The organism is Luteimonas sp. A649, assembly GCF_054072735.1.
In genome coordinates this window covers 821,586-844,902 of record NZ_JBSVRQ010000001.1, presented here as the reverse complement: position 1 = coordinate 844,902, position 23,317 = coordinate 821,586, and the positions used below count along the sequence as shown (strand labels likewise).

General features: G+C 68.6%; 22 protein-coding genes and 1 tRNA gene. 15 read left to right on the top strand and 8 right to left on the bottom strand.

What is annotated here, in order from left to right:
- Position 1: 1 nt before the first annotated feature.
- Together folK and pcnB are read right to left on the bottom strand one after the other, a co-directional pair.
- Entirely contained in the window at positions 2–496 is a 495-nt protein-coding gene (gene folK, locus ACW5E8_RS04005) for a 2-amino-4-hydroxy-6-hydroxymethyldihydropteridine diphosphokinase (protein WP_456964191.1), read from the bottom strand.
- Complete coding sequence (pcnB, locus tag ACW5E8_RS04000; protein ID WP_456964190.1) at positions 493–1,806, bottom strand: polynucleotide adenylyltransferase PcnB; 1,314 nt, start codon at positions 1,804–1,806, stop codon at positions 493–495. The genes folK and pcnB overlap by 4 nt, the downstream gene beginning before the upstream one ends.
- 134 nt (positions 1,807–1,940) lie before the next feature.
- Between pcnB and ACW5E8_RS03995 the strand changes: the two genes are divergently transcribed.
- Positions 1,941–2,016 (top strand) — tRNA-Glu (locus ACW5E8_RS03995).
- Between the two features lie 143 nt (positions 2,017–2,159).
- Positions 2,160–2,483, top strand: a complete 324-nt coding sequence (gene fdxA, locus ACW5E8_RS03990) for a ferredoxin FdxA (RefSeq protein WP_456964189.1) — start codon at positions 2,160–2,162, stop codon at positions 2,481–2,483.
- A 97-nt stretch (positions 2,484–2,580) separates the two neighbouring features.
- Here the strand turns inward: fdxA and ACW5E8_RS03985 are convergent, their stop codons facing one another.
- Both ACW5E8_RS03985 and dapA read right to left on the bottom strand, forming a co-directional pair.
- Positions 2,581–3,105 (bottom strand): hypothetical protein, encoded by a 525-nt coding sequence (locus tag ACW5E8_RS03985; protein WP_456964188.1) that lies wholly within the window; start codon positions 3,103–3,105, stop codon positions 2,581–2,583.
- A gap of 22 nt (positions 3,106–3,127) precedes the next feature.
- Positions 3,128–4,039 (bottom strand): 4-hydroxy-tetrahydrodipicolinate synthase, encoded by a 912-nt coding sequence (gene dapA / locus ACW5E8_RS03980; protein ID WP_456964187.1) that lies wholly within the window; start codon positions 4,037–4,039, stop codon positions 3,128–3,130.
- A gap of 193 nt (positions 4,040–4,232) precedes the next feature.
- Between dapA and ACW5E8_RS03975 the strand changes: the two genes are divergently transcribed.
- The 3 genes from ACW5E8_RS03975 to ACW5E8_RS03965 are packed head-to-tail and all read left to right on the top strand — an operon-like array spanning position 4,233 to position 6,733.
- On the top strand, positions 4,233–4,796 hold the full coding sequence (locus tag ACW5E8_RS03975; protein ID WP_456964186.1) for a glycine cleavage system protein R: 564 nt from the start codon (positions 4,233–4,235) through the stop codon (positions 4,794–4,796).
- A 16-nt stretch (positions 4,797–4,812) separates the two neighbouring features.
- Complete coding sequence (locus ACW5E8_RS03970) at positions 4,813–5,292, top strand: peroxiredoxin (protein WP_456964185.1); 480 nt, start codon at positions 4,813–4,815, stop codon at positions 5,290–5,292.
- A 37-nt stretch (positions 5,293–5,329) separates the two neighbouring features.
- Entirely contained in the window at positions 5,330–6,733 is a 1,404-nt protein-coding gene (locus ACW5E8_RS03965; protein ID WP_456964184.1) for a PhoH family protein, read from the top strand.
- 372 nt (positions 6,734–7,105) lie between these two features.
- Here ACW5E8_RS03965 and ACW5E8_RS03960 read toward each other — a convergent pair whose 3' ends face one another.
- Complete coding sequence (locus ACW5E8_RS03960) at positions 7,106–8,779, bottom strand: SulP family inorganic anion transporter (protein WP_456964183.1); 1,674 nt, start codon at positions 8,777–8,779, stop codon at positions 7,106–7,108.
- Positions 8,776–9,033, bottom strand: a complete 258-nt coding sequence (locus tag ACW5E8_RS03955; RefSeq protein WP_456964182.1) for a helix-turn-helix domain-containing protein — start codon at positions 9,031–9,033, stop codon at positions 8,776–8,778. Before ACW5E8_RS03955 ends, ACW5E8_RS03960 begins: the two co-directional genes overlap by 4 nt.
- Positions 9,034–9,184: 151 nt before the next feature.
- Here ACW5E8_RS03955 and thiD point away from each other — a divergent pair, with 151 nt between their 5' ends.
- The 3 genes from thiD (at position 9,185) to ACW5E8_RS03940 (ending at position 11,544) form a co-directional block, all read left to right on the top strand.
- Positions 9,185–9,994, top strand: a complete 810-nt coding sequence (thiD, locus tag ACW5E8_RS03950; RefSeq protein ID WP_456965236.1) for a bifunctional hydroxymethylpyrimidine kinase/phosphomethylpyrimidine kinase — start codon at positions 9,185–9,187, stop codon at positions 9,992–9,994.
- On the top strand, positions 9,991–10,860 hold the full coding sequence (locus tag ACW5E8_RS03945) for an alpha/beta hydrolase family protein (protein ID WP_456964181.1): 870 nt from the start codon (positions 9,991–9,993) through the stop codon (positions 10,858–10,860). The genes thiD and ACW5E8_RS03945 overlap by 4 nt, the downstream gene beginning before the upstream one ends.
- 129 nt (positions 10,861–10,989) lie before the next feature.
- A complete protein-coding gene (locus tag ACW5E8_RS03940; protein ID WP_456964180.1) occupies positions 10,990–11,544 on the top strand; it encodes a DUF488 domain-containing protein in 555 nt (184 codons plus the stop codon).
- On the opposite strand, the gene galE is transcribed toward ACW5E8_RS03940, so the two are convergent.
- The gene (galE, locus tag ACW5E8_RS03935; protein ID WP_456964179.1) at positions 11,541–12,578 is read right to left on the bottom strand and encodes a UDP-glucose 4-epimerase GalE; all 1,038 of its coding nucleotides are present in this window, start codon (positions 12,576–12,578) and stop codon (positions 11,541–11,543) included. The two genes, ACW5E8_RS03940 and galE, sit on opposite strands and share 4 nt — an antisense overlap.
- Before the next feature lie 140 nt (positions 12,579–12,718).
- Between galE and ACW5E8_RS03930 the strand changes: the two genes are divergently transcribed.
- The 6 genes from ACW5E8_RS03930 (at position 12,719) to ACW5E8_RS03905 (ending at position 21,347) form a co-directional block, all read left to right on the top strand.
- On the top strand, positions 12,719–13,336 hold the full coding sequence (locus tag ACW5E8_RS03930; RefSeq protein WP_456964178.1) for an XrtA/PEP-CTERM system exopolysaccharide export protein: 618 nt from the start codon (positions 12,719–12,721) through the stop codon (positions 13,334–13,336).
- On the top strand, positions 13,336–14,925 hold the full coding sequence (locus tag ACW5E8_RS03925; RefSeq protein ID WP_456964177.1) for an XrtA system polysaccharide chain length determinant: 1,590 nt from the start codon (positions 13,336–13,338) through the stop codon (positions 14,923–14,925). Before ACW5E8_RS03930 ends, ACW5E8_RS03925 begins: the two co-directional genes overlap by 1 nt.
- Positions 14,922–15,707, top strand: coding sequence for a polysaccharide biosynthesis protein (locus ACW5E8_RS03920; RefSeq protein WP_456964176.1), 786 nt, complete (start codon positions 14,922–14,924; stop codon positions 15,705–15,707). Before ACW5E8_RS03925 ends, ACW5E8_RS03920 begins: the two co-directional genes overlap by 4 nt.
- A gap of 27 nt (positions 15,708–15,734) precedes the next feature.
- A complete protein-coding gene (locus ACW5E8_RS03915) occupies positions 15,735–17,036 on the top strand; it encodes a hypothetical protein (RefSeq protein ID WP_456964175.1) in 1,302 nt (433 codons plus the stop codon).
- 505 nt (positions 17,037–17,541) lie between these two features.
- Complete coding sequence (locus ACW5E8_RS03910) at positions 17,542–19,671, top strand: HzsA-related protein (RefSeq protein WP_456964174.1); 2,130 nt, start codon at positions 17,542–17,544, stop codon at positions 19,669–19,671.
- A 236-nt stretch (positions 19,672–19,907) separates the two neighbouring features.
- A complete protein-coding gene (locus ACW5E8_RS03905; protein ID WP_456964173.1) occupies positions 19,908–21,347 on the top strand; it encodes a TIGR03013 family XrtA/PEP-CTERM system glycosyltransferase in 1,440 nt (479 codons plus the stop codon).
- 25 nt (positions 21,348–21,372) lie between these two features.
- Here the strand turns inward: ACW5E8_RS03905 and ACW5E8_RS03900 are convergent, their stop codons facing one another.
- Positions 21,373–22,305, bottom strand: a complete 933-nt coding sequence (locus ACW5E8_RS03900; RefSeq protein WP_456964172.1) for a glycosyltransferase — start codon at positions 22,303–22,305, stop codon at positions 21,373–21,375.
- Here ACW5E8_RS03900 and ACW5E8_RS03895 point away from each other — a divergent pair.
- Positions 22,286–23,305, top strand: coding sequence for a polysaccharide deacetylase family protein (locus ACW5E8_RS03895; RefSeq protein WP_456964171.1), 1,020 nt, complete (start codon positions 22,286–22,288; stop codon positions 23,303–23,305). The genes ACW5E8_RS03900 and ACW5E8_RS03895 overlap by 20 nt on opposite strands.
- The last annotated feature ends 12 nt before the right edge of the window (positions 23,306–23,317 follow it).

The following is a 23,317-nucleotide window of genomic DNA, read 5'->3' as shown; positions in this document are numbered from 1 at the left end:
TTCAGGCCGGGTGGATCCCGCCGGCGTCGACGGTCGCGAGCAGCGCATCGACGCGGCCATGTCCAGGTACCTCAGCGTCCGGCATGACCTCTGCCAGCGGCACAAGCACGAACGCGCGCGCATGCAGGTGTGGATGCGGAACGACCAGGCCGGGCTCGTCGATCACCGCGTCGCCATACAGCAGCAGGTCGAGGTCGAGCGTGCGCGGCCCCCAGCGGCGGCCGTCGGCGGCGCGCTCGCGGCCGTGGGCGCGCTCGATACCCAGCAGTGCTTCAAGCAGCGCGTGCGGCGACAGCGCGGTGTCCAGCACGGCCGCGGCGTTCACGAAGTCCGGCTGCGCTTCCAGGCCCCAGGCGGGCGTGCGGTAGAAGCCCGAAGCGCTCAGCAGGCGCGTGCCTGGCAGCGCATCGAGCGCGGCCAGCGCCTCGCGAAGCACCGCGGCAACGTCGCCGATGTTGCCGCCAAGCCCGACGCAGGCCCGGACGGGCGCGCTCATCCCGTCGCCGTGGACCGGCGCCGGCGGCGACGCGGGGCGGGCGCGCTGCCGTCGTCCTCGTCGTGCGGGGTGTGGGCGATGGCCATGTCGGGATCGAGCTGGGCCTCGCGCCAGAACGCGATGTCCTCGGCATGCTCGTTCGAACCCGCCTGCCGCACCTGCAGGAAGTCGAAGGCGGCACGGAAGCGCGGGTGCGCCAGCATGCGCATCACGCGCTTGCGCTGGCGCAGGCCGAAGCGCGATTGCAGCAGCCAGATCTCCTGCATCGGGATCGAGAACCGCCGTGGCACGGCGATCGTCGCCAGCTCGTGCACCGTGACCCGGTCCGCGGCGCGCCGCTGCGCCTCGGCCGCCGGCATGTTCTGTGCCTGCAGCGCCATCAGCGTGCGGCAGTAGGCCGGCCACAGCAGGAGCGCGAACAGGAACGCCGGCGATACCGGTTCGTCCTCGGACACGCGCTTGTCGGTCCCGCGCAGGCCTTCCAGCACCACCGTGCGCAGCGCGCCGCTGCGGTTGGCCTTCATCGCCGCGGCCGCCTCGGGCAGCATCACGTCCAGCAGGCCGTGGCGCTCGAGGCTCTCGAAGCTGGCCACGGCATGCCCGGACAGGAACATTTTCAGGCACTCCTCGAACAGGCGCGCGGGCGCGGCTTCGGACAGCAGCGGTGCCAGTTCGCGGATCGGCGCCGCGGTGGCCGGCTCGATGCTGAAGTCGAGCTTTGCCGCCAGGCGCGCCGCGCGCAGCATGCGCACCGGATCCTCGCGGTAGCGGGTCTCCGGATCGCCGATGAGCCTGAGCACGCGGTTGCTCACGTCCTCGAAGCCACCGGTGTAATCGCGGACCGAGAAGTCCTCGATCGTGTAGTACAGGGCATTGGCGGTGAAGTCGCGGCGGACCGCGTCGTCCTCGACCGTGCCGTAGACGTTGTCGCGCAGCAGGCGGCCGTCCTCGTGGGTCTGGCGGTCCCCGCTGCCGTCGTCGACATTGGCGCGGAAGGTCGCCACTTCAATGATCTCGCGGCCGAAGACCACGTGCGCCAGCCGGAACCGGCGCCCGATCAGGCGGCAGTTGCGGAACAGCGCCTTGACCTCCTCGGGCGTGGCGCCGGTGGCGATGTCGAAGTCCTTGGGGCTCCCGTCGACCAGCAGGTCGCGCACGGCGCCGCCGACCAGGTAGGCCTCATGCCCGCCTTCGCGCAGGCGATAGAGCACCCGCAGCGCGTTGGGGCTGATGTCCTTGCGGGAAATGGAGTGCTGCTCGCGCGGGATCGTCCGCAGCAGCGGTGTGTCGGATGGTGTGTCGTTGCGCATCTGCAAAAAAGTACCTGCTCTGGTTGCCCAGTGGCAGCCTGTGGTTGCTATACTAGCAAGCCGCATCGCAGCCTGGCTGCAGCGGGTCCGGTCGTCCAGCCGGTGTCGCCCCACGAAGGCGGCAAAGCAACACCGCTCCCTTCGTCTAGAGGCCCAGGACGTGGCCCTCTCAAGGCTAAAACACGGGTTCGAATCCCGTAGGGAGCGCCATATCCCCAGGGCCCGCACCGGCAACGGTTGCGGGCCCTGCTCGTTTGCGGCGCCCACGGGACGCAGTGAACCCCGGCGCGCGGCTTTGGCGGCGCCCGCGGGCGCTACAATATGCGGCCTTCACACAGCCAGCGCCGCGAACCATGCCCTTCGTCGTCACCGAGAACTGCATCAAGTGCAAATACACCGACTGCGTCGAGGTGTGTCCGGTCGACTGTTTCCACGAAGGCCCGAACTTCCTGGTGATCGACCCCGACGAGTGCATCGACTGCACGCTGTGCGAACCGGAGTGCCCGATCGGCGCGATCTACGCGGAGGATGACGTCCCCGCCGGCCAAGAGGGCTTCGTCGCGCTCAACGCCGAGCTGTCGAAGGAATGGCCGGTGATCACCACCCGCAAGGACGGACCGCCCGACGCCGTGGAGTGGGAAGGCAAGCCGAACAAGCTGCCACTGCTCGAACGCTGAGCCGCCGGAGCGCGTCTGCGCGCAGGTTGCCCGCCCGCAAAAAAGGAACGCGGCCGTGTCCGGGCCGCGCTCCGGGGTCCTGCGCCCGCGACGCGCGTTACTGCGCCAGCCCTGCGCGCAGCGTTGCGATCACGCGCACCGCGTCCGCGCTGGTCGCGGGCACACCGCGCGGATCGACCGCGGACACGTAGGCGCCCTCCCCCGACTGTGACACCCGCACCAGGAACCGGCTGTCGCCGGCGTCGATGTCGTAGGTGCCCAGCAGCTGCGCCTTGCTGACCACGGTGACGCCCTCGATCCCGGCCAGCAGCGGCTCGACGCGCTGGAACACGTCGTCGCGCGGGGCCGCCACGTTGAAGCCGCTGTTCGAGGCCTGCGCCGCGGGCGCCGCTGCCCCCATGGTCGAGCGGGTCACGCTGGACGTGCCCGCCTCCGGCACGGCCATGGCCGAGCTGGTGTCGGGGCGGTCGAGGTCGGGCGGGACCTCGAGCGGGCGGTCCTGCGGGGCAGGCGCGTACAGCGCGCTGTCCTTGCGGAACCAGCTGCAGCCGGCGGTGGCGATCAGGGCGGTGACGATGGCGACCGCGATGGCCGGGCGGAGCATGGAACGGGAAGGCTGCATGGATGTCTCCTGGGAAAACGGTTCAGGCCGCAAGCGCGTCGCGACAGGTCTGTTCGAGTGATTCGAGGCCGGCGGCGATCGCGTCCGCCGCCGCCACGTGGGCCGCCGACAGCGGCAGCAGGGGCAGGCGGATGCCGTCACGGTGGCCGAAGCCGCGCCGCGCCAGCAGTGCCTTGACCGGGATCGGATTGGATTGGATGCCGCAGAAGTCGATCAGGTCGGCAAGCCGAGCGACAAGCGCATCGCAACCCACGGCGTCGCCGGCCCGGGCGAGATCGCACAGGCGCCGGAATGCGACCGGCGCCGCGTTCGAAGCCACCGACACCAGGCCGTCGGCCCCGGCCAGCATCGAGCGCGCCGCGGTGCCGTCGTCGCCGCTGAGAATCGAGAAGCCCGGCCCGCCCAGCGGCAGGAGCGCGCGCACGCGCGCTTCGTCGGCGACTGCCTCCTTGATGCCGACGATGGCGGCGTGGCCCGCCAGTTCCCCCACCGTGTCGGGCTGCATGTCGCAGCCGGTCCGCGGCGGCACGTTGTAAAGGATCACCGGAAGGGCGCCATCGTCGGCCACCGCACGGTAGTGCGCGAGCAGACCGGCCTGCGTCGGGCGCACGTAGGGCGGCGTGACCACCAGGGCGGCGTCGGCACCGCAGGCGGCGGCCAGGCGGCTGCGCTCGATGGTGTGGGCGGTCCCCGACTGCCCGGTGCCCGCGATCACGGGCACGCGACCGGCAACGTGCTCGACGGCAGCGCGCAGCAGGGCTTCATATTCGGCCACGGTCAGCGCGGCGGCCTCTCCCGTGGAGCCGGCCACGACCAGGGCCTGGGTGCCGCCCGCAAGCTGGGCGTCGACCAGGCGCAGCCATGCGTCGGTATCGGGTGCGCCGGCGGCCGTGAACGGCGTCGCCAGCGCGGTGATGCTGCCGGAAAGGTGCAATCTGGGCCTGCTTGGGGGAGCCGTGTGGGAGGCCGCGCGAGGTCCGCGCAGCGCCATGATCTTACTTGCGGCCTCGAAGCACGGGCAAGTATGCTGGCTGCAGCCTCAGGGCGGCCACAGCACCCGCGTCCAGGGCCCGCACGGCAGCCGGACCCGGCTCCCCCGCCATCGCAGCACCTCCGTGGACCCCGCTTTGACCGACACCGATACAACCCGGCCCTCGCCGACCGAGAACCACCTCCTGATCAACGCCTATACGACGCATCCGCGCTCGCCCCTGCTGGCGGTGTCGCGGCGCATCGCCGACAGCGGCTGCAACCTGGTCGACACCCGCCTGTCCACCGTCGGCCGCGATGTTTCGGTCACCGCGCTGGCCACCGGCTCCTGGGATGCGGTCGCGAAGCTCGAAGCCATGCTCTCGCGCCTGGAGCGCGAAGAGGGCCTGAAGCTGGTCTGGTACCGCACCGGCGCCAAGCCCGTGCAGTCAAACCTGCTGCCCTACATCGTGGAAGTGGTGGCGTCGGACAAGCCCGGCATCCTCTACCAGCTGGCCGATTTCTTCGACCGCCAGGGCATCACCATCGAAAGCCTGCACTGCTCGCGCTACCGCGCGATGCAGACAGGCGCCGACATGTTCTCGGCCCAGGTCACGATCGGCGTGCCGGCAGACATGCACATCGCCGCGCTGCGCGACGATTTCCTCGAGTTCTGCGACCACCTCAACCTCGACGCGATCATGGACCCGATGAAGTTCTGAGCGCGCAGGGATGGACATGAACGAAGGCGACACGCTCGACCGCAATATCCTCAAGCTTCCGCTGCAGCTCTCCGGCGGCGCTACCGCCGCGCTGGCCGACCACGCCGGCCGCTGGCTGGTCCTCTACTTCTATCCCAAGGATTCCACGCCCGGCTGCACTACCGAGGGCCTGGACTTCAACGCCCTGCTCCCGGAGTTCGAATCGCTCGACGCCGGGGTGCTGGGCGTGTCGCGTGACTCGGTGAAGTCGCACGACAACTTCTGCGCGAAGCAGGGCTTCGCGTTCCCGCTGGTGAGCGATACCGACGAAGCCCTCTGCCGCGCCTTCGACGTCATCCGCGAGAAGAACATGTACGGCCGCAAGGTGCTGGGGATCGAACGCAGCACCTTCCTCATCGACCCCGACGGACGCATCGCGCGCGCATGGCGCAAGGTGCGCGTCCCGGGGCATGCCGCGGCCGTGCTCGAGGCGCTGAAGGACATCCGCGCCCGGTGATCCCCTGCCACGCCATCCCGGACGGACCGACACCACGATGAACCACGGCAAGCGGATCTACGTGCTCGACACCAACGTGCTGATGCACGACCCCACGGCGCTGTTCAAGTTCGAGGAGCACACCGTCTACCTGCCGATGCAGGTGATCGAAGAGCTCGACAACGGCAAGAAGGGCACCACGGAGGCGAGCCGAAATGCACGCCAGGTCAGCCGCTTCATCAACGAACTGATCGAGTCCCAGGGCGCCGACCGCATCGCCTCGGGACTGAGGCTGGAACGCCCGGGCGGCCTGCAGCTGCGTGGTGCCGGTGCCAGCGGAGTGCTCCGCTTCCAGACCACGGTGCCCAAGGAGGACAAGACCTCGTTCGGCGCGGTCGCGCCCGACAACCGGATCCTCGGCGCGATCCTGGACCTGAGCCGCGATGACTCCAACGACCCGGTGGTGTTCGTCTCCAAGGACATCAACCTCCGCATCAAGGCCGCGATTGCCGGCATCCCCAGCGAGGACTACGAGAACGACCGCGCGCTCGACGATTTCAGCCTGCTCTACACCGGCGCCACCGCGCTGCCGGAGGATTTCTGGCAGCGCCACGGCAAGGACCTCAAGTCCTGGACCGACAAGGGCCGCACCTATTACGAACTGCGCCACGAGGAAGACGACGACTGGCACCCCAACCAGTACCTCTACCTGCCGGGTGACGAGGAAGCCGAGTTCCGCGTGGCCTCGGTGGAAGGCGACCGCGCGGTGCTGCAGATCGTCGACGACTACCGCAGCCACCAGCACGCGGTCTGGGGCATCGTTGCCCGCAACCGCGAGCAGAACTTCGCGCTCAACGCGCTGATGGATCCCGAGATCGATTTCGTCACCCTGCTCGGCACCGCGGGCACCGGAAAGACCCTGCTCGCCTTGGCCGCGGGCCTTGCGCAGACCATGGACGCGCAGCGCTACCGCGAGATCATCATGACCCGCGCCACGATCAGCGTGGGCGAGGACATCGGCTTCCTGCCCGGCACGGAAGAAGAAAAGATGACGCCCTGGATGGGCGCGCTGACCGACAACCTCGAAGTACTGCTGCCGCACAACAAGGAAGGCGGCAGCTGGGGACGCGCCGCCACGAACGACCTGCTGGCATCGCGCATCAAGATCCGTTCGCTCAACTTCATGCGCGGCCGCACCCTGCTCGACCGCTGGCTGATCCTGGACGAAGCGCAGAACCTGACGCCCAAGCAGATGAAGACCCTGATCACGCGCGCGGGCCCCGGTACCAAGATCGTCTGCCTGGGCAACGTCGAACAGATCGACACGCCCTACCTGACCGAGACCACCTCGGGCCTGACCTACGCCGTCGACCGCTTCAAGCACTGGGCGCACAGCGCGCACGTGACCTTGCGGCGGGGCGAACGCTCGCGCCTGGCCGATTACGCGTCCGAAGTCCTGTAGGAGCCCTTGCGGCTGGGAGCGTGGGTTGGCGGGGGCGGAGAGTGCGTGGGTACTCCGCCGGCTGAGCACGTGGTGCTCTTTATGCCGGCTGCGTACCCACACACCCTCCGCTGCCATCGACACTGCGGGCTGGAGGGGAAGGGCAAAGGCAAGAGCAGCAGCAAAGGCAGAAGCAGACGCAAAGGCAGAAGCCACAGCAAGAGCAACTGCATGCCTCGCCTGATGCTTTTGTAGGAGCGGCTATAGCCGCGATAGACGAGCCGCGGCAGTGAGTCACGCGCCGAGCGTGAACCGCGAACCGAAGCATTCGCCGCTATAGCGGCTCCCACAACAGCCGCCTCTGCGACGGTCCCTGCCCCGAAGGCCGGACAATCAATCGTCGACTGCAGGCTCCACCGCGTCACGCTGGGCCTCGATGTAGAGCAACGCCTCCGACAGCGTCTTGAAGTAACTGCCCGGATCATCCCGACCCACGATGTCGGCACGTACCAGCTTGCGCAACACTCCCATGCTGGCGCCGTTGAGCAGCACCGTCACGCCCCGCGCGCGCAGGCTCGCGATCGTCGACTCCAGGCGCTTGAGGCCCGTTGCATCGATGAACGGAACCCGCTCCAGGCGCAGCGCCACGTAGCGCGGCGGCGCCTCGCGTGACCATGACAGCGCGCGTTCGAGCGAATCGACCGAGCCGAAGAAGAACGGCCCGTCGATGGAATACACCGCCACGTCCTTCGGCAGGGCGGATAGCCCGGCCTCCTCGAGTTCCTGCCGCAGGCTGGCCTGGTGATGCTCGACCACCTCCACCGCCAGGCTCATCCGGCGCATGAACTGCATCATCGCCAGGATCACGCCGATGTTCACCGCCACCACCAGGTCGGTGAGGATCGTCAGGCCGAAGGTGATCAGCAGGATCGCAACGTCTGCCCGTGGCGCGCGGCGCACCATGCGCAGGAAGCGTGGCGCCTCGCTCATGTTCCAGGCGACGACGAACAGGATCGCGGCCAGTGCGCTCAGTGGAACCCTGCCGGCGTAGGGCGCGATCACGAGCAGGATCAGCACCAGCAGCAGCGCGTGCACGACGCCGGCGATCGGCGCGTTGCCGCCATTGCGGATGTTGGTCGCGGTGCGCGCGATCGCGCCGGTGGCGGCGATGCCGCCGAACAGCGGCGAGACGATGTTGGCGATGCCCTGGCCGATCAGCTCCTGGTTGGAGTCGTGCTTCGTGCCGGCCATGCCGTCGGCCACCACCGCCGACAGCAGCGATTCAATCGCGCCGAGCATGGCGATGGTGAACGCGGATGGCAGCAGCAGCATCACGGTATCGAAGCTCATCGATGGCACCGCGAAGGTCGGCAGCGCGCGCGGGATGGCGCCGAAGGTCGATTCGATGGTGGCGACGCCGGGCAGGTCGAATGCCGACACCACCAGGGTCGCCGCGATCATCGCCAGCAGCGGCCCCGGCACCCGTGACAGGCCGCGAATGCGCGGTCCGTAGAGCGCGAGCGCCAGGCTCCCGAGTCCAAGCAGGGTGGTCGCCAGGTGCAGTTGCGTGAACGAGCGCAGCAGCTGCCAGGCCTTGAGGTAGAACGGGCCCTCGCCCGGCAGCGGCAGGCCGAAGAAGTACTGCCACTGCCCCACCCAGATGATCATTGCGATGCCGGCGGTGAAGCCGACGATGACGGGATCCGGGATGAAGCGGATCACCGCGCCCAGGCGCGCAAGGCCCATCACGACCAGGATGACGCCGGCCATCAGCGTCGCCACCAGCAGGCCGCTGACGCCGAACTGGGCGACCACGCCGGCGAGGATGACGATGAAGGCGCCGGTCGGGCCAGCGATCTGCACCCGCGAGCCCCCGAACAGCGACACCGCGATGCCGGCGATGATCGCCGTGTACAGCCCCTGCTCCGGCTTCACGCCCGAAGCGATCGCGAAGGCCATTGCCAGCGGCAGCGCGACCACGCCGACGATCAGGCCGGCGACGATGTTGCGCGGCCAGTTGCCGGGACGCAGCAGGCCGGCGCGCCTGGCTTCCAACAGGGCGATCACGCGTCGCCCTCCGCCTTCAGGCGCACCCCGCGGCCGCCGGCGGGGCTCGGGCTGTTATCACCGATCAGCTCGACACCGGCGCTCTCGAGCGCCCCGACCACTTTCGTCAGCGAACCGATGACGCCGCGCACATCGCCGCTGCTCGCCTCCATGCGCTGGATGGTGGGCACGGACACGCCGGCCAGGCCCGCCAGGGTGCGCTGGTCGATGCCGAGCAGGGCCCGTGCGGCCCGCATCTGGGCAGAGGTGATCATCGGCTGACTCCAATCTGGAACATGCTTAATGATATCTACGATATCAACTGAGCTATATTGTACTGCAGCCTTGGTTCACAGGCCCTGGCAGCTCCCCACCGCTGCGTGCGCCCCCGTATCCTTGCCCACGACGTTCCAGGACACCGCTCCCATCACCATGACCCAGCCCATTTCCGCACTCGCCATCGCCGGCTCCGACTCCGGCGGCGGCGCCGGCATCCAGGCGGACCTCAAGACCTTCGCCGCCCACGGCGTCCACGGCCTGTCGGCGATCACCGCGCTCACCGCACAACACACCCGCGGCGTGACCGCGGTGCACGTGCCGCCGGTGCGGTTCCTGCGCGCGCAGATCGACGCCTGTTTCGACGACTTCGCGATCGGCGCGGTCAAGCTCGGCATGCTGGCCTCGGCCGAGGTGATCCACGCGGTTGCCGACGCGCTCGAGGTACATCGTCCCGCACAGCTGGTGGTCGACCCGGTGATGGTGGCGACCTCCGGTGCGCGGCTCCTGGAAGAAGACGCCCTCGAGGCACTCCGCACGCGCCTGTTGCCGATGGCGGGCATCCTCACCCCCAATATCCCCGAGGCCGAACTACTGCTTGGCTGTCGCATCACCGATGCCGCGGACGCGGACGCGGCGCTGGACGCGCTGCTCGCACTGGGCGCCGGCGCGGTGCTGCTCAAGGGCGGTCACCTGGACGAGGGCGCCGAGGTGGTCGACCGCTATGCCGATGCGGGCACGCGCACCGCCTTCCGCGGCCCGCGCATGCGGGTGGACGGACACGGCACCGGCTGCACCCTGGCGTCGGCCATTGCCGCCAACCTCTGCCGCGGCCGCGGCATGCGCGAGGCCTGCAGCGAAGGCGTGGACTACATCCGCGACGCACTGCGCCAAGGCGTGCGCCCGGGGCGCAGCGACGTGCTCGTGCTCGGGCACTTCGCCGCGCGCCGACCGGCATGACGTCCGGCACCGAGGCGCGCGCCGAAGACGCGACGGGCCTGGCCGACACCACCATCGCGCTGGAGACCAGCGACGGCCACCACTACGAACTGCTGGCCTGCATTCCCGACGCCCCGCAGCGCAGCCTGCTCTGGCTGCCGGCACTGGGCGTTGCCGCGCGCCACTACCAACCGTTCGCGCAGGCGCTGGCACGGCGCGGCGTGGCCGTGTTCCTGCATGAGTGGCGCGGCCACGGCAGCAGCAGCCTGCGTGCCGGCCGCACGTGCGACTGGGGCTATCGCGAGCTGCTCACGCGCGACATTCCCGCCAGTGAAGCCGCAGTCGCCGCCGCAACGCCCGGGCTACCCCGCATCGCCGGCGGGCACAGCCTGGGCGGGCAGCTCGCGTGCTGCCGCCTTGGCCTGGATCCCGATGCCTTCGAAGCACTGTGGCTCGTCGGCAGTGGCGCGCCGTACTGGCGTGCGTTCCCTTTGCGGCACAGGCTGTGGCTACCGCTGGTCTACCGCCTGCTGCCGTGGCTGGCCGAACGCGCCGGCAGCCTGCCCGGCCGACGCCTCGGCTTTGGCGGCAACGAAGCACGCGGCGTGATGCGCGACTGGGCCGGCACCGCCACCAGCGGTCGCTACGCCGCGGTGGGCCTGGGCGACCTGGAGCCCGGGATGGCGGAGACCGATGCACATGTGCGCGCGGCGCTGCTCGAGCATGACTGGTTCGCGCCGGCCTCCTCGTTCGACCAGCTGCTGTCGAAGCTTCCACGTGCCGGCGCCGACGTCGTGACCCTGGGCAGCGACGCGCTGGGCGTGCCCGCCGATCACTTCGAATGGATGAAGTCACCCGCAAGCGTGGCCGACTGGCTCAGCCAGTAGCGCCGCGACGCCACGCGCTCCGCCCTCACGGGCGCGCGACCACCTCGGCCCTACCCTGCGCCGGCATGGATACCCGGATCGTCATCTGTCTCGATCGCCTGCGGGGAACTGCGGGGAGAAGCGGGCGCCGTGGCCGCTGAAGGCGACAGCGCGCAGGCGATCTGGACGATCGGCCACTCCACGCGCCCCTTCGAAGAATTCCTTGCCCTGCTTGCGGAGCATCGCGTCGGGGCGATCGCCGACGTGCGCCGCTTCCCCGGCTCACGTCGCCATCCCTGGTTCGCCAGCGAAGCGCTGGCCACCAGCCTGCCTGCCGCCGGCATCGAGTACGCATGGATCCCGCAGCTTGGCGGACGCCGCCGCGTCGTGCCGGGTTCGATCAACACCGGCTGGCGCAATGCGTCCTTCCAGGGCTATGCCGATCATCTCGAGAGTCCGGAATTCGCCGAAGGCCTGGGCATCGCCCTGGCCCTGGCCGCCCGGAAGCGCACGGCCCTGATGTGCGCCGAAGCGGTCTGGTGGCGCTGCCACCGCGCGCTGATCTCGGACGTGCTGAAACTGCGCGGCCTGGAGGTGTTGCACATCCTCGCGGCCGGCAAGGCGTCGCCGCACCCGTACTCCTCCGCGGCGCGGGTGGTCGACGGGCGCCTGGACTACGGTCCGACGCAGGGCAGCCTGCTCTAAACGGCGGGAGGCGCCGGAGTGTCGTCCTCGTAACCGCGCGGGTTGCGCGACTGCCAGCGCCACGCATCGCGGCACATGGCATCGATATCATGCTCCGCCCGCCAGCCCAGCAGCTCTTGCGCCAGCGACGGATCGGCGTAGACCTCGGCCACGTCGCCGGTCCGGCGCGCGACGATGTCGCAGGGCACGGAGCGCCCGGACGCGCGCTCGAATGCCTGCACCAGCTGCAGCACGCTCACGCCCCGCCCCGTGCCGAGGTTGACGGTGAAGCCGTGCTCCCGGCGCTCCAGCGCGTCGATCGCGTCGGCGTGCGCACGCGCCAGGTCCATGACATGGATGTAGTCGCGCACGCCGGTGCCGTCCACCGTCGGCCAGTCGCCGCCGAACACGCTGAGCTTCGGGCGCAGCCCCACCGCCACTTGGCAGATGTAGGGCATCAGGTTGTTGGGGACGCCACGCGGGTCCTCGCCGATCAGCCCGGACTCATGGGAACCAACGGGATTGAAGTAGCGCAGGAGCGCGGCCCTGAATGCGGGCTCGGCCGTGCACAGGTCCCCGATCAGCTGCTCCATCACCAGCTTCGTGCGCCCGTAGGGGTTGGTGACGTCGAGCGCGGCGTCTTCGCGTACCGGGACCTGCTCGGGATCGCCATAGACCGTGGCGGATGAACTGAACACCAGCCTGTTCACACCAGCCGCCTGCATCGCCTGCAGCAGGTGGATGGTGCCGGCGATGTTGTTGTCGAAGTAGTCCAGCGGCCGCTCGCAGGATTCGCCCACGGCCTTCAGCGCCGCGAAGTGCACGACCGCGTCGAAGCGCCCCCCGGCCAGCAGCCTGTGCACGTCCTCGCGACTGCGCAGGTCCACCTGCTGGAATTCCACCGGCGCGCCGATGATGCGCTGCAGCCGTCCAAGCACACCCGGCGAACTGTTGCTGAAGTTGTCGGCAACCACCAGCTCGTGCCCGCGCCCGGCCAGCACCACGCAGGTATGGCTGCCGATGTAGCCGGTACCGCCGAAGACCAGAATGCGCATGCGAGTCCCGTCCCCGGATGAGGGCACCATTATCCATCACCCGAGGCCACTGCCGCGGACATCGATGATCGCGTTCCGCGTGACCCATGCGACGACCGTTCTACGTTGTACATGGCATCGTCAACAAACGGGGACCCCAGATGCGCATGTTCAGGCAAGTGATCGCGGTGCTGCTTTTTGTCGCGCTGGCCGCATGCGCCAGCGGTGGCGGGCTGGCCGAGGCGCCACCGGCGCCGCAGCAGGCCTCGGTACAGGACTACGCGATCGGCGTCGACGATGTGGTGCAGGTCACCGTCTGGCGCAACCCGGAACTCGGGATCGTCGTGCCGGTGCGACCGGACGGCAAGATCTCAGTCCCGCTGGTCGGCGACGTGATGGCGGGCGGACTCACGCCGAGCCAGGTGGCGACCGACATCCAGGAGAAGCTGGGCACCTTCGTCCGTGATCCCCAGGTCGCGGTCATCCTCACCGACCTTCGCAGCCACGAGTACCTCTCGCGGGTGCGGGTGACGGGGGCCGTGCGCCAGCCGGTCTCGATCCCCCACCGGCAGGGCATGACCGTGCTCGACGCGGTCCTGGCGGCGGGCGGCGTCAACGAGTTCGCAGCGTCGGACCGCTCCAGCCTGTACCGGAAGACCGGCGGCGAAACCCGGAGCTATGCCATCCGCCTGGACCGGATCATCAACCGCGGTGACCTGTCGACCAACTTCACGGTCGCACCCGGCGACGTCATCACCGTGCCGGAGCGCGCGTTCTGATGCAGCCGAACACACTGCCCGTTCCACAGCGGTCCCCCAGCCAGGGGGCCGCCACCCCGGATGTCCTTCCGATCGACTATGCCAGGCTCCTGTTCAAGGAAGGACGCCGGCGCGTCATTCCCCTGTCGCTCATTTTCACCGTGATCGCGGTGCTGACGTTCCTGCTGGGCATGTTCGTCATCCGGAGCCAGTACCAGGTCTCGGTCACGATCCTCGCGCAGGAAAGCGACATCATCGGGCCGCTGCTCGAAGGCCGTGCCGTCCCGACCGGCGTGACCGATCGCGTCGGCATGGCGCGCCAGATCATCTACAGCCGGAAGGTCCTGTCGGAAGTCGTCGCGATCGGCGGCTGGGACAGCGAGGGCGAGCTGAGCCCGGTGCAGAGGGACCGCCTGTTGGAAGAAATCCGCGGACGCACCCTGGTCACCAGCCCGCGCCCCGACCTGGTCCAGATCACCTATCGCGACAACGAACCGGAGCGCGCGTATCAAGTAGCCGATGCCATGGGTTCGCTGTTCATGAGGGAAACACTGGCCACCAAGGAACGCGAGAGCCGGGAGGCCTACGAGTTCATCGACAAGCAGGTGCAGGCATACCACCGCAAGCTCACCGATGCCGAAGACAACCTGCAGGAGTACCGGGCCAACGACATCGATGCGCAGCCCGGCAGTGCGGTCGACGCCAACTCGCGGATTTCCGCCCTGCGCACGCAAGTGGAACAGACGCGCATGGCGCTGCTCGAGCAGGAGTCGCGCGAATCCTCCATCACCTCGCAGCTGTCGGGTGAATCCGCGGTCACCTCGGTACAGACGCGCGAGACCCTGCATCGGAGCCGCCTCATCGAACTCCAGGCCGAACTCGATCGGCTGCTGCTGACCTTCACCGACCGCCACCCCGACGTCGTCCGTGTGCGGCACCAGATGGAAGACGTGCAGCGCCAGCTCGAGCAGGAGCGCCGTCGCGCCGCGTCGGGGGTGGCCAGCTCCGCCAGCGAGGACTCCCGTGCAAACCCGCTGTACCAGGAGCTGCGCAGCCAGCTCGCGCAGGCACAGCGCGACGTGGTGGCGACGCGCTCGCGGATGGCCGTCGCGGAAAGCCTGCTCAGCGGCGAGCTCGACCGCAGCCGCCGGATCGCCGCATCGGAAAGCGCGCTCGCGGAGCTGACCCGGGACTACGAGGTCAATCGCGAGATCTACCAGGACCTGCTGCGCCGCCGCGAGAACGCCCGCGTCTCGATGGGGCTCGACCAGGCGAACCGCGGCCTGACGCTGCGCGTGCAGGATCCGGCGACGATGCCGCTGCTGCCGACCGGCCTGCGCTTCATGCATATCGCCGGCGCCGGGTTGCTGATGGCGATCGCCGTGCCGCTGGGCCTGCTCTGGCTGCTGGTGCGCTTCGATCCGCGCGTGCGCAACCCCCGGCTGCTTGAATCGAAGATCCGCTACCCGCTGCTGGCGACTATTCCGGCCTACCCGTCGCCGCGCGAGCGCCGCAGGCAGCTGCTCAACGTCGGCATCGGCACCATGCTGGTGCTGTCGGTACTGCTGCTGTACCTGCTGACCTATGTCCAGAAGATGTCCCACGGATGAGCGACACCAGAGCCACCACACCCAATGCCATGGAGCAGATCGTGAATGCACGTCGTGATGCGCTGGACACTCCGGCGCCGGATGAAGCGGGCTCCCGCTCCATCATCCGCACCGACTCGGGCCTTCAGCCGCTGACATCGCGCGCGCTCGAGGATCGCAAGCTGATCCACCGCAACGATTCCGTGCGCTCGCAGGCGGACGCCTTCCGCGGCCTGCGCACCAAGCTGCTCGCGCTCGGCCAGGATCGCAACTTCATCACCCTGGTCGCACCCGTGCAGCCCGGCTGCGGCGGCAGCTTCGTCGCGCGCAACCTCGCGGCGGCGTTCGCCTTCGACGACACCAAGTCCGCGCTGCTCGTCGACTGCGACGCCCTGCATCCGACGCAACACACGGCGCTGGGCGTCGATGTCGCCAGCGGCGGGATGATGGACTACCTCGATGGCAGCATCACCGACCTCGGCGCCATCCAGTACGACACGAGGCTGCCGAGGCTGTGCCTGGTTCCGAGCGGCACGCCGCGCGAAACGACAGGCGAGTATTTCAGCTCCGGCAACATGCGCATGATGATCGACTCCCTGCGCGGCACCCAGTCCAACCGGTATGTGATCCTGGACGGCCCGCCGACGCTGGACTCGCCCGATGCCAGGATCCTGTCCGACCTCGCCGACCTGATCATCGTGGTGGCCGGGTACGGGCAGGTCACGGTGGACCGCATCGAGGACGCCGCCTCGAACTTCGATCCCGACAAGCTCGCGGGCGTCGTGTTCAACAACATCTACTGACCGGTCCCGCGTGACGGAGGCGACACCATGAGAACCCGCAGGACCCGCCTTTCAGCCTTGTGCGCGGCGATCCTTGCCACGGCGTCCTTCCATGCGCACGCGGTCCGCATCGACTATTCGCTCGATGCCGGCGTCGAGCGCAATGACAATATCCTCATGTCATCCACCGACCCCGAGGAATCGAGCGCACTGCGCGCGGGCTTCGGATTCGTGGTCACGCAGGAGAGCTCGACCGTCCAGGCCAATTTCGGTGGCCGCCTCGAATACTGGAACTACATCGACGGCCCCCAGTCCAACGCCTTCGAATCCACTCTCTCCGGCCGCCTGAACTGGTCCATCCTTCCTGAAACGCTCAGCTTCACGGTCGAGAACAGCCTCGAGATGCGGCCGATCGACCGGTTCGCGGCCGACACGGTCGACAACCGCCAGCGGGTGAACGTGCTGGCGCTTGGGCCCAACGTGGATTTCAACTGGAACCAGGCGGTTCGCGGGCGGGCCGAGCTGCGCTGGATCGACAGCCAGGCCGAGGAAGCCGATGCGCTCGAGTCGCAGCGGGTCAGCGCCGCACTGCACGCCATCCGCACCCTGGATCCGACCAGCAGCCTGACGCTGAGCCTGCGCGGCCAGGACGTCGACTTCAGGAACGACACGATGGCCCGCGACTATCGTCGTTATGACGGCTACATGCGCTACGACAGGCAGCTCTCGCGCCTGGGTTTCGGCTTGATCGCGGGCTACACATGGGTCGATTACGCAGACGGCGATTCCACCTCGCATCCGCTCTTCCGCGCCCATGCCGAGTGGGCGATCAGCGCGCGTACCGCCCTGTCGCTCAGCGCCGAACACCAGCTGACGGATGCGTCGGATTCGGCGATCGGAGGTATCTCCGTTGCCTCGACCGTGCCAGACAGCCTGTCCGGCGGATCCTTCGTGGTCGATCCATCGATCTATGAGGAAGACCGGATCGAGCTCACGTGGGCCTACCGCCACGACCGGGTCGGATTCACCGTAGGACCCTATTACGAGCGCGTCGATTTCATCGATGCGCCTTCCGTCGACGAGACCCGTCGCGGCGTGGTGATGCAGCTGACTTACCGACTCGCGCCGACCTGGGACCTGCGCACGTTCGCGGATGCCGCGCGTACGGAATTCCCGGACCTGGGCCAGCGGACGGAAGACAGGCGCTTCGGCCTCGGCGTGGGCAAGACGTGGTCGCGCCACTGGAGCAGTGCACTGGACTATGTGCACTACGCGCGGCGCGATGACGGGCCGGTCGGGAACAGCCGCCAGAACGTGTGGTACCTGACCGTGACCTATCGCAACCGCTGAGGCACGCCGGCGTCATCGTCGCCCACGGGATGATGCGACCGCCCGGACCGGGTCGTGGCGTGTCCGAACCCACCCCGCTCGACACGGTGTTTCCCGAGGCCACATCACGATATTCCCACCCAGCGCTTGACTCCCGGGCCGCATTCAGCGTGTAGTTCGCGGGACGACGCTCCTGTCGCCCATGCTCCGCGCCGTCTTGTCAGGGGAAAGACGACACGTTCGAGGGAGTCCACCCGCGCCGCGACCACGGCCCGGGCCGGCCACTTTCGATCGGGAGGAAGACAGGGACGCCGCCGACTTATCTCCGCGCAGGCGGCCCCAGGCGTTCCGGAAGGACTTCCCCATGACACCCGTTTTCCGCGTTTTATGCCTGCCGGCACTGGCCGGCCTGCTCTTAACCCTGGCCGGCTGTTCGGCCCAACTCCAACCAGACACCGCATCATCCGATGAACCGCCGCAAGCCGGCGTGACCCGAGCCACGGCTCCCGCGCCACCTCCACCTTCGATGGCAGGCGCCCCCGTCATCACCAGTGCCGTCACGAACCCCATCCTGTTCGTCACCCAGGTTCCCACGCTGGGCGGCGACCCGTTCGCCAGCCGACTGTCCACGTTTGCGAACCACCTGCCGACCATGAACTCGACGCTGCGCGGCGGCGACCTGATGATCCGCTACGCCAACGGCACGCTGCGCAACCTGACCCGGGATGCCGGCTACGGCATGGAAGGCCTGCAGGGTGCGAACGCCATCGCAGTGCGCGAGCCGACGGTCCACTGGAGCGGCACCCGCGCCATCTTCAGCATGGTGATCGGCGCGCCCACGCAGCGCTACGGGTCGACCAGCGGGAAGTGGCAGCTGTACGAGGTCACCGGCCTCGGGCAGAACCAGACGGCCAGCGTTACCAAGGTCGCCGGGCAGCCGGCCAACTACAACAACGTTTCGCCGCTCTATACGAGCGACGGCGCCATCCTGTTCACGTCGGACCGCCCACGCCTCGGGGAAGCCCACCTTTATCCGAACCTGGACGAATACGAAAGCACGCCGACCATCACCGGCATCTTCCGCCTCGATCCGTCCACGGGCAGCCTGACCATCCTCAACCACGCCCCCAGCGGGGTCTTCAGCCCGACCATCGACAGCTACGGCCGCGTCATCTCCACGCGCTGGGACCACCTGCAGCATGACCAGCAGCAGGATGGCTCGATCGACCTCGGCTACACCTTCGACCCGTTCAACTATTCCAGCGAGGCATCCAACGCCACCAGGCTCGGCCTGTTCCGCGACACGTTCCCGGAACGCAGGCAGCAGAACAACGGCCCATACGGGCGGGTCACGGGGCATACCTACAACCTTTTCACGCCCTGGCAGATGATGCAGGACGGCACTCACGAGCTGACGCTCAACCACATCGGTCGCCACGAGCTGGTGGGTGACTACACCTACCTGCCGCGCGCATTCATGGACGACAGCGCGCTGTCGGACAACGTCAACCTCGCCAACTTCGCCAACCGCAAGCACATCCGCATGGACGGCGGCATCTATCACATCCGCGAAGACCCGCTTTCGCCCGGCACCTACTACGGCATCTACGCCCGTGAATTCGCGGAGGGCAGCACCAACCAGATCGTGCGCTTCAACGGCGCACCGACGCTCAACGCCGAGCAGATGGTGATCACCAACGCCAGCCCCGCGCCCGTCACCGGCGGCCTGCCGGGAGGCCGCTTCCGCAACCCCTTGCCGCTGACCTCGGGGGACATGGTGGCCAGCTACACGCCGGACGCGACGTTCGGCGGCTCCTCGTCGCTGCGGCTGCACCAGCTCCAGGCCAACGCAGCGGGCATGTTCGTCGCCGGCACCGCGCTGACGCCCGGGATCAACAAGACGGTCTCGTGGTGGACGGACAGTGCGTCGCCACGCGTGTACAGCGGCCACCTCTGGGAGATCGAGGCCGTAGAGGTGGTGGCGCGGACGCCTCCGCCGGCGACGGCCCTCCCCGAGATCCCCGCGCCCGAGCGCGCGGTCCTCGCCGCCGAGGGCATCAACGTGGAAGCCTTGCGCGCCTGGCTGCTGAACAACGACCTGGCCCTGATCGTGACCCGCAACCAGACCAGCCGCGACCGCGCTGATACCCAGCAGCCATACAACCTGCGGGTCCCCGGGGGTGAAAGCACGACCCGCGGCAGCGGCCGGGTCTACGACATCGCGCACTACCAGATCGTGCAGGCGAACCTGGTGCGCGCCTACGGCAACAACATCAACGGGCGCCGCCCGGTCGCGCAGCCGATGTCGGTGCCGGGCAACCTGGCGAATCCCGGAGGCCCGGCGGGCAGCGTCAGGATCGCCGCCGACGGGTCCACCGCCGCCTTCGTGCCCGCACGGCGCGCACTGAGCTGGCAGACGGTCGATCCCGATGGAGAGCCGGTCGTGCGCGAGCGCGTGTGGCTCACCATGCAACCTGGCGAGATCCGGACCTGTGCCGGCTGCCACGGGGAGAACAGCCGCAACCAGGCCGGCGAGCCGGCCCCGGTCAACCAGCCGCAGGCCCTGCACGCGCTCATGCGCCACTGGAAGCAGACCCATGGCAACGGGCCCGACATCCGCCACGGATCAAGGCCGCTCCTTCCTCCCCCGACCTAGGGGCTCACGCAACCAGCCCGGGCCACCACGCCTGGGCTTTCTTGTCCGTGCCACGCCTCCGCCTTCCGGAATCCCGGCGGGGCCGGTCCGGATTGGACAGCAGTTCGCGTTCGATATGGACGAGGGACGAAATGGGCTGCACACGCAGTGCAGGCCGAGCGTCCCCGTTCATCCGGTTCCGGTTCGACGCAGGGGGGGAAATGGCCAGGGGAGAATCCAAGAGTCTGCCGCACACCATGCCGCTGGCAGAGGGTGCCCAGGCTGGCCGCATGCCGCGGCTGATGCGCGGCACCGCCGCACGCTTGCGCACGCTGATCGTGCTGTCCGAAGCGACGCTGCTCATCTGTGCGGTCTTCCTGGCCGTGTACCTGCGCTACATCGCGCACCCCGATCCATTGCAGACCTACGCCACGCTCTCCCTGCAGGCCGTGCGGGCAGGCGTGTTCGCCGCAATGATGATGCTCGGCATGACCGCCATGGGCATGTACCAGACCCATCTGCGGGACACCTGGTTCGGTGCGGTCGCACGCCAGGCGGTCGCATTCCTGCTGGGTACGCTGGCCCTGCTGGTGCTCTACTACATCGTCCCGACGGTGCAGATAGGCCGCGGTGTCCTGGCGCTGGCACTGACCCTCGGCTTCCTGCTGATCACCGCATTCCGCTTCCTGTCCGCACGCCTGGTCGATGTCGAGACGCTGAAACAGCGCGTGCTGGTGATCGGTGCAGGACAGCGGGCCGCGCTGATCGAGCAGCGCTTGCGCCGCCGCGCCGACCGCCGTGGCTTCAGTCTCATCGGCTACGTGCCCTACGGACCCGAAAGCCCTGCAGTGGATGCCGACAAGATACTCACGATCGGCGTCCCCCTGTCGCAATGGGCGGTGGCCCACCAGATCGACGAAATCGTGTTCGGCCCGGATGACCGGCGCGGCTCCCTGCCCATGGAAGACCTGCTGCAATGCAGGCAGGTCGGCATCAAGATCATCGACCTGGTGTCATTCTTCGAACGCGAAGCGGGCAAGATCAAGCTCGCCCTCGCGGATCCGTCCTGGCTGGTATTTTCAGGTGGTTTCAACGGCTCCCCGTTACGCATGCTCAGCAAGCGCGCGTTCGACATCTTCGTCGCGGTCGCGATGTTCGCGGTGATCTGGCCGCTCCTGCTCCTCACGGCGGCCGCCATCTGGATCGACTCCGGCCCGGGACAGCCGATCCTGTACCGCCAGGAGCGGGTGGGCCTGCTCGGCACCGCGTTCCAGCTGGTCAAGTTCCGCAGCATGCGCACCGACGCGGAGAAGGACGGCGTCGCCCGGTGGGCGGGCAAGGGCGACAATCGCATCACGCGCGTTGGACGGTTCATCCGGCGCACGCGGCTGGATGAGCTGCCGCAGCTGTGGAACATCCTCAGGGGCGACATGAGCATCGTCGGCCCGCGGCCCGAGCGGCCCGAGTTCGTGTCGGAGCTCGACGACTCGGTGCGCTACTACCGCCTGCGCCACTGCGTGCGTCCCGGGCTCGCGGGCTGGGCGCAGCTGCGCTACGCCTACGGGGCGTCGAAGCAGGATGCGGAAGAGAAGCTGAAGTACGACCTGTTCTACGTCAAGAACCACAACCTGCTGTTCGATCTGCTGATCCTCGTGCAGACGTTTGAAGTGGTGATCTTCGGGCGAGGAGTGCGCTGAGGCGGACCAGGGGCCCGCGGCGTGGTCACCGCGGTAGCAGCGAGCGCAGGGTCCGCTTGCCGGCGCTCGGCAACAGGCGGAACAGTCGTCGCCGCAGCGCGCCGTCCGGCCCCAGCGCCCACGCCTTGCGTACAAGCGACCAGCCATCACGATAGCACCCGCGCCAGACGCAGCTCTCCGCGTTCTTGATGTAGGCGGTCGCCAGCGCCTGCCTGCGCAGATCTTCGGGAACCCGACCGATGGCGGCCTCGGCCGCACGCTCCATCACCCGGATGTAGTCGACTTCCGTGGACGGCAGCGAAGAGAGTCCATCATGTCCTCGCAGTGCCCGGGCCAGCGGCGCGGCGACAACACCGATCGGCCACCGCGCGGCGACGCGCAGGTGGAAGTCCAGGTCTTCGGCGGTACGCAGGCCCTCGTCGAAGCCGCCGACGGTGTCGTACACCTCGCGCCTCATCAACACCGAGAGCGGAGCCAGCGCAGGGTCGCGCAGCACCCAGCGCAGCGCCGGTCCGTCGTCGGGAATCTGCCGTCGCCGGTCGAACACGTCGATGAGCGAGCCGTCCGGATTCACGCGGAGGACATTGCACAGCACCATGCCGATGTCCGGATGGGCCTCGAGGAATTCAACCTGGCGCTGCGTCTTTTCCGGCAGCCATTCGTCGTCGCTGTCGAGCAGTGCCAGGTAGCGTCCGCGTGCAAGTGCGAGGCCGCGGTTGCGGGCCGCCGAGACCCCTGCGTTGTCCTGGTACACGTAGACGATGCGTTTCCCGTAGCGATCGGCGAGGTATTCGCGCGTGCCGTCGCTGGAGCCGTCGTCGACGACGATGATCTCCTCGACCGCACGCGTCTGCGCAAGCACCGAATCGATGGCCCGTGCGATCAGGTCGCGCCGGTTCCAGGTCGGTATGATGACGGAGGTTTCGGGGATGTCGGCCATGGCGACGGATCTGGTCAAGCGTGCACTCTATCGCAGCGGCCTGCTGGGGCTGTACCACCGGCTGCGCAACCGCCGTGCGCTGACGGTGATCATGTTCCATCGCGTGCTGACCGAGCAGGATCCGCGCTGGGCATCCTGCGACCCCGACTACACCCTGGAAGCCGGCCTGCTCGAGCGCTGCCTGGCCTTCTTCGGCCGGCACTACAACGTGGTCTCCGCAGACGAGGTGCTGGCGTCGCGGCGCGACGGCACGCCGCTGCCCGACCGCGCCCTGCTGATCACCTTCGACGACGGCTGGGCCGACAACCACGCGCACGCCCTGCCCCGCCTCCGCGCGGCCGGCCTGCCGGCGCTGCTGTTCGCGGTGGCCGACGTCATCGACCGCAACGAACCCTTCTTCCAGGAGCGGCTGGTCGCCGCCTTCCGACTCGGGCGCGTCCGCGTGCCGGCCCTGCTGTCGGCGCTGGCCGATGCCGGACATCGTCTGTCTCCGGCTCCCGTGGATTCGATCGACGGCCTGCGCAAAGTCATCGCCGCCCTTGAAGCGCTGTCGCCGTCGGAGCGGACGCAGGTGCTCGCACCGTTCGCCGATGCCATGGATGACGGCGTGCGCCAGATGGTGACGGCTGACGAGTTGCGCGAGCTGGCGGCCGGTGGCGTCGCCATCGGCGTGCACGGCAAGACCCACACGCCCATGCCGCGCGCCGAGGACCTCGATGCCGAACTCGCGACCGCGCGCCGCATGGTCGGCGATCACCTCGGCACCGGGGCACCGGTGACGATGTCCTATCCACACGGCCGCTACGACGACGCCGTGCTGGCGCGAACGCAGGCCGCCGGCTATGAACTCGCCTTCACCAGCAACCCGGTGATGAACGCCATCGACGACAGGCCGTCATGGCTGCTCGGCCGCCTCGGCTTCGAGCAGTCGGGCATCATCGATCGCCTGGGGCGCTTCCGTCCGGACTGGCTGGCGCTGCACCTGTTCCGCGCGCCGCGACGACGGCTCGCCGCCTGAGTCCGGCCGCGA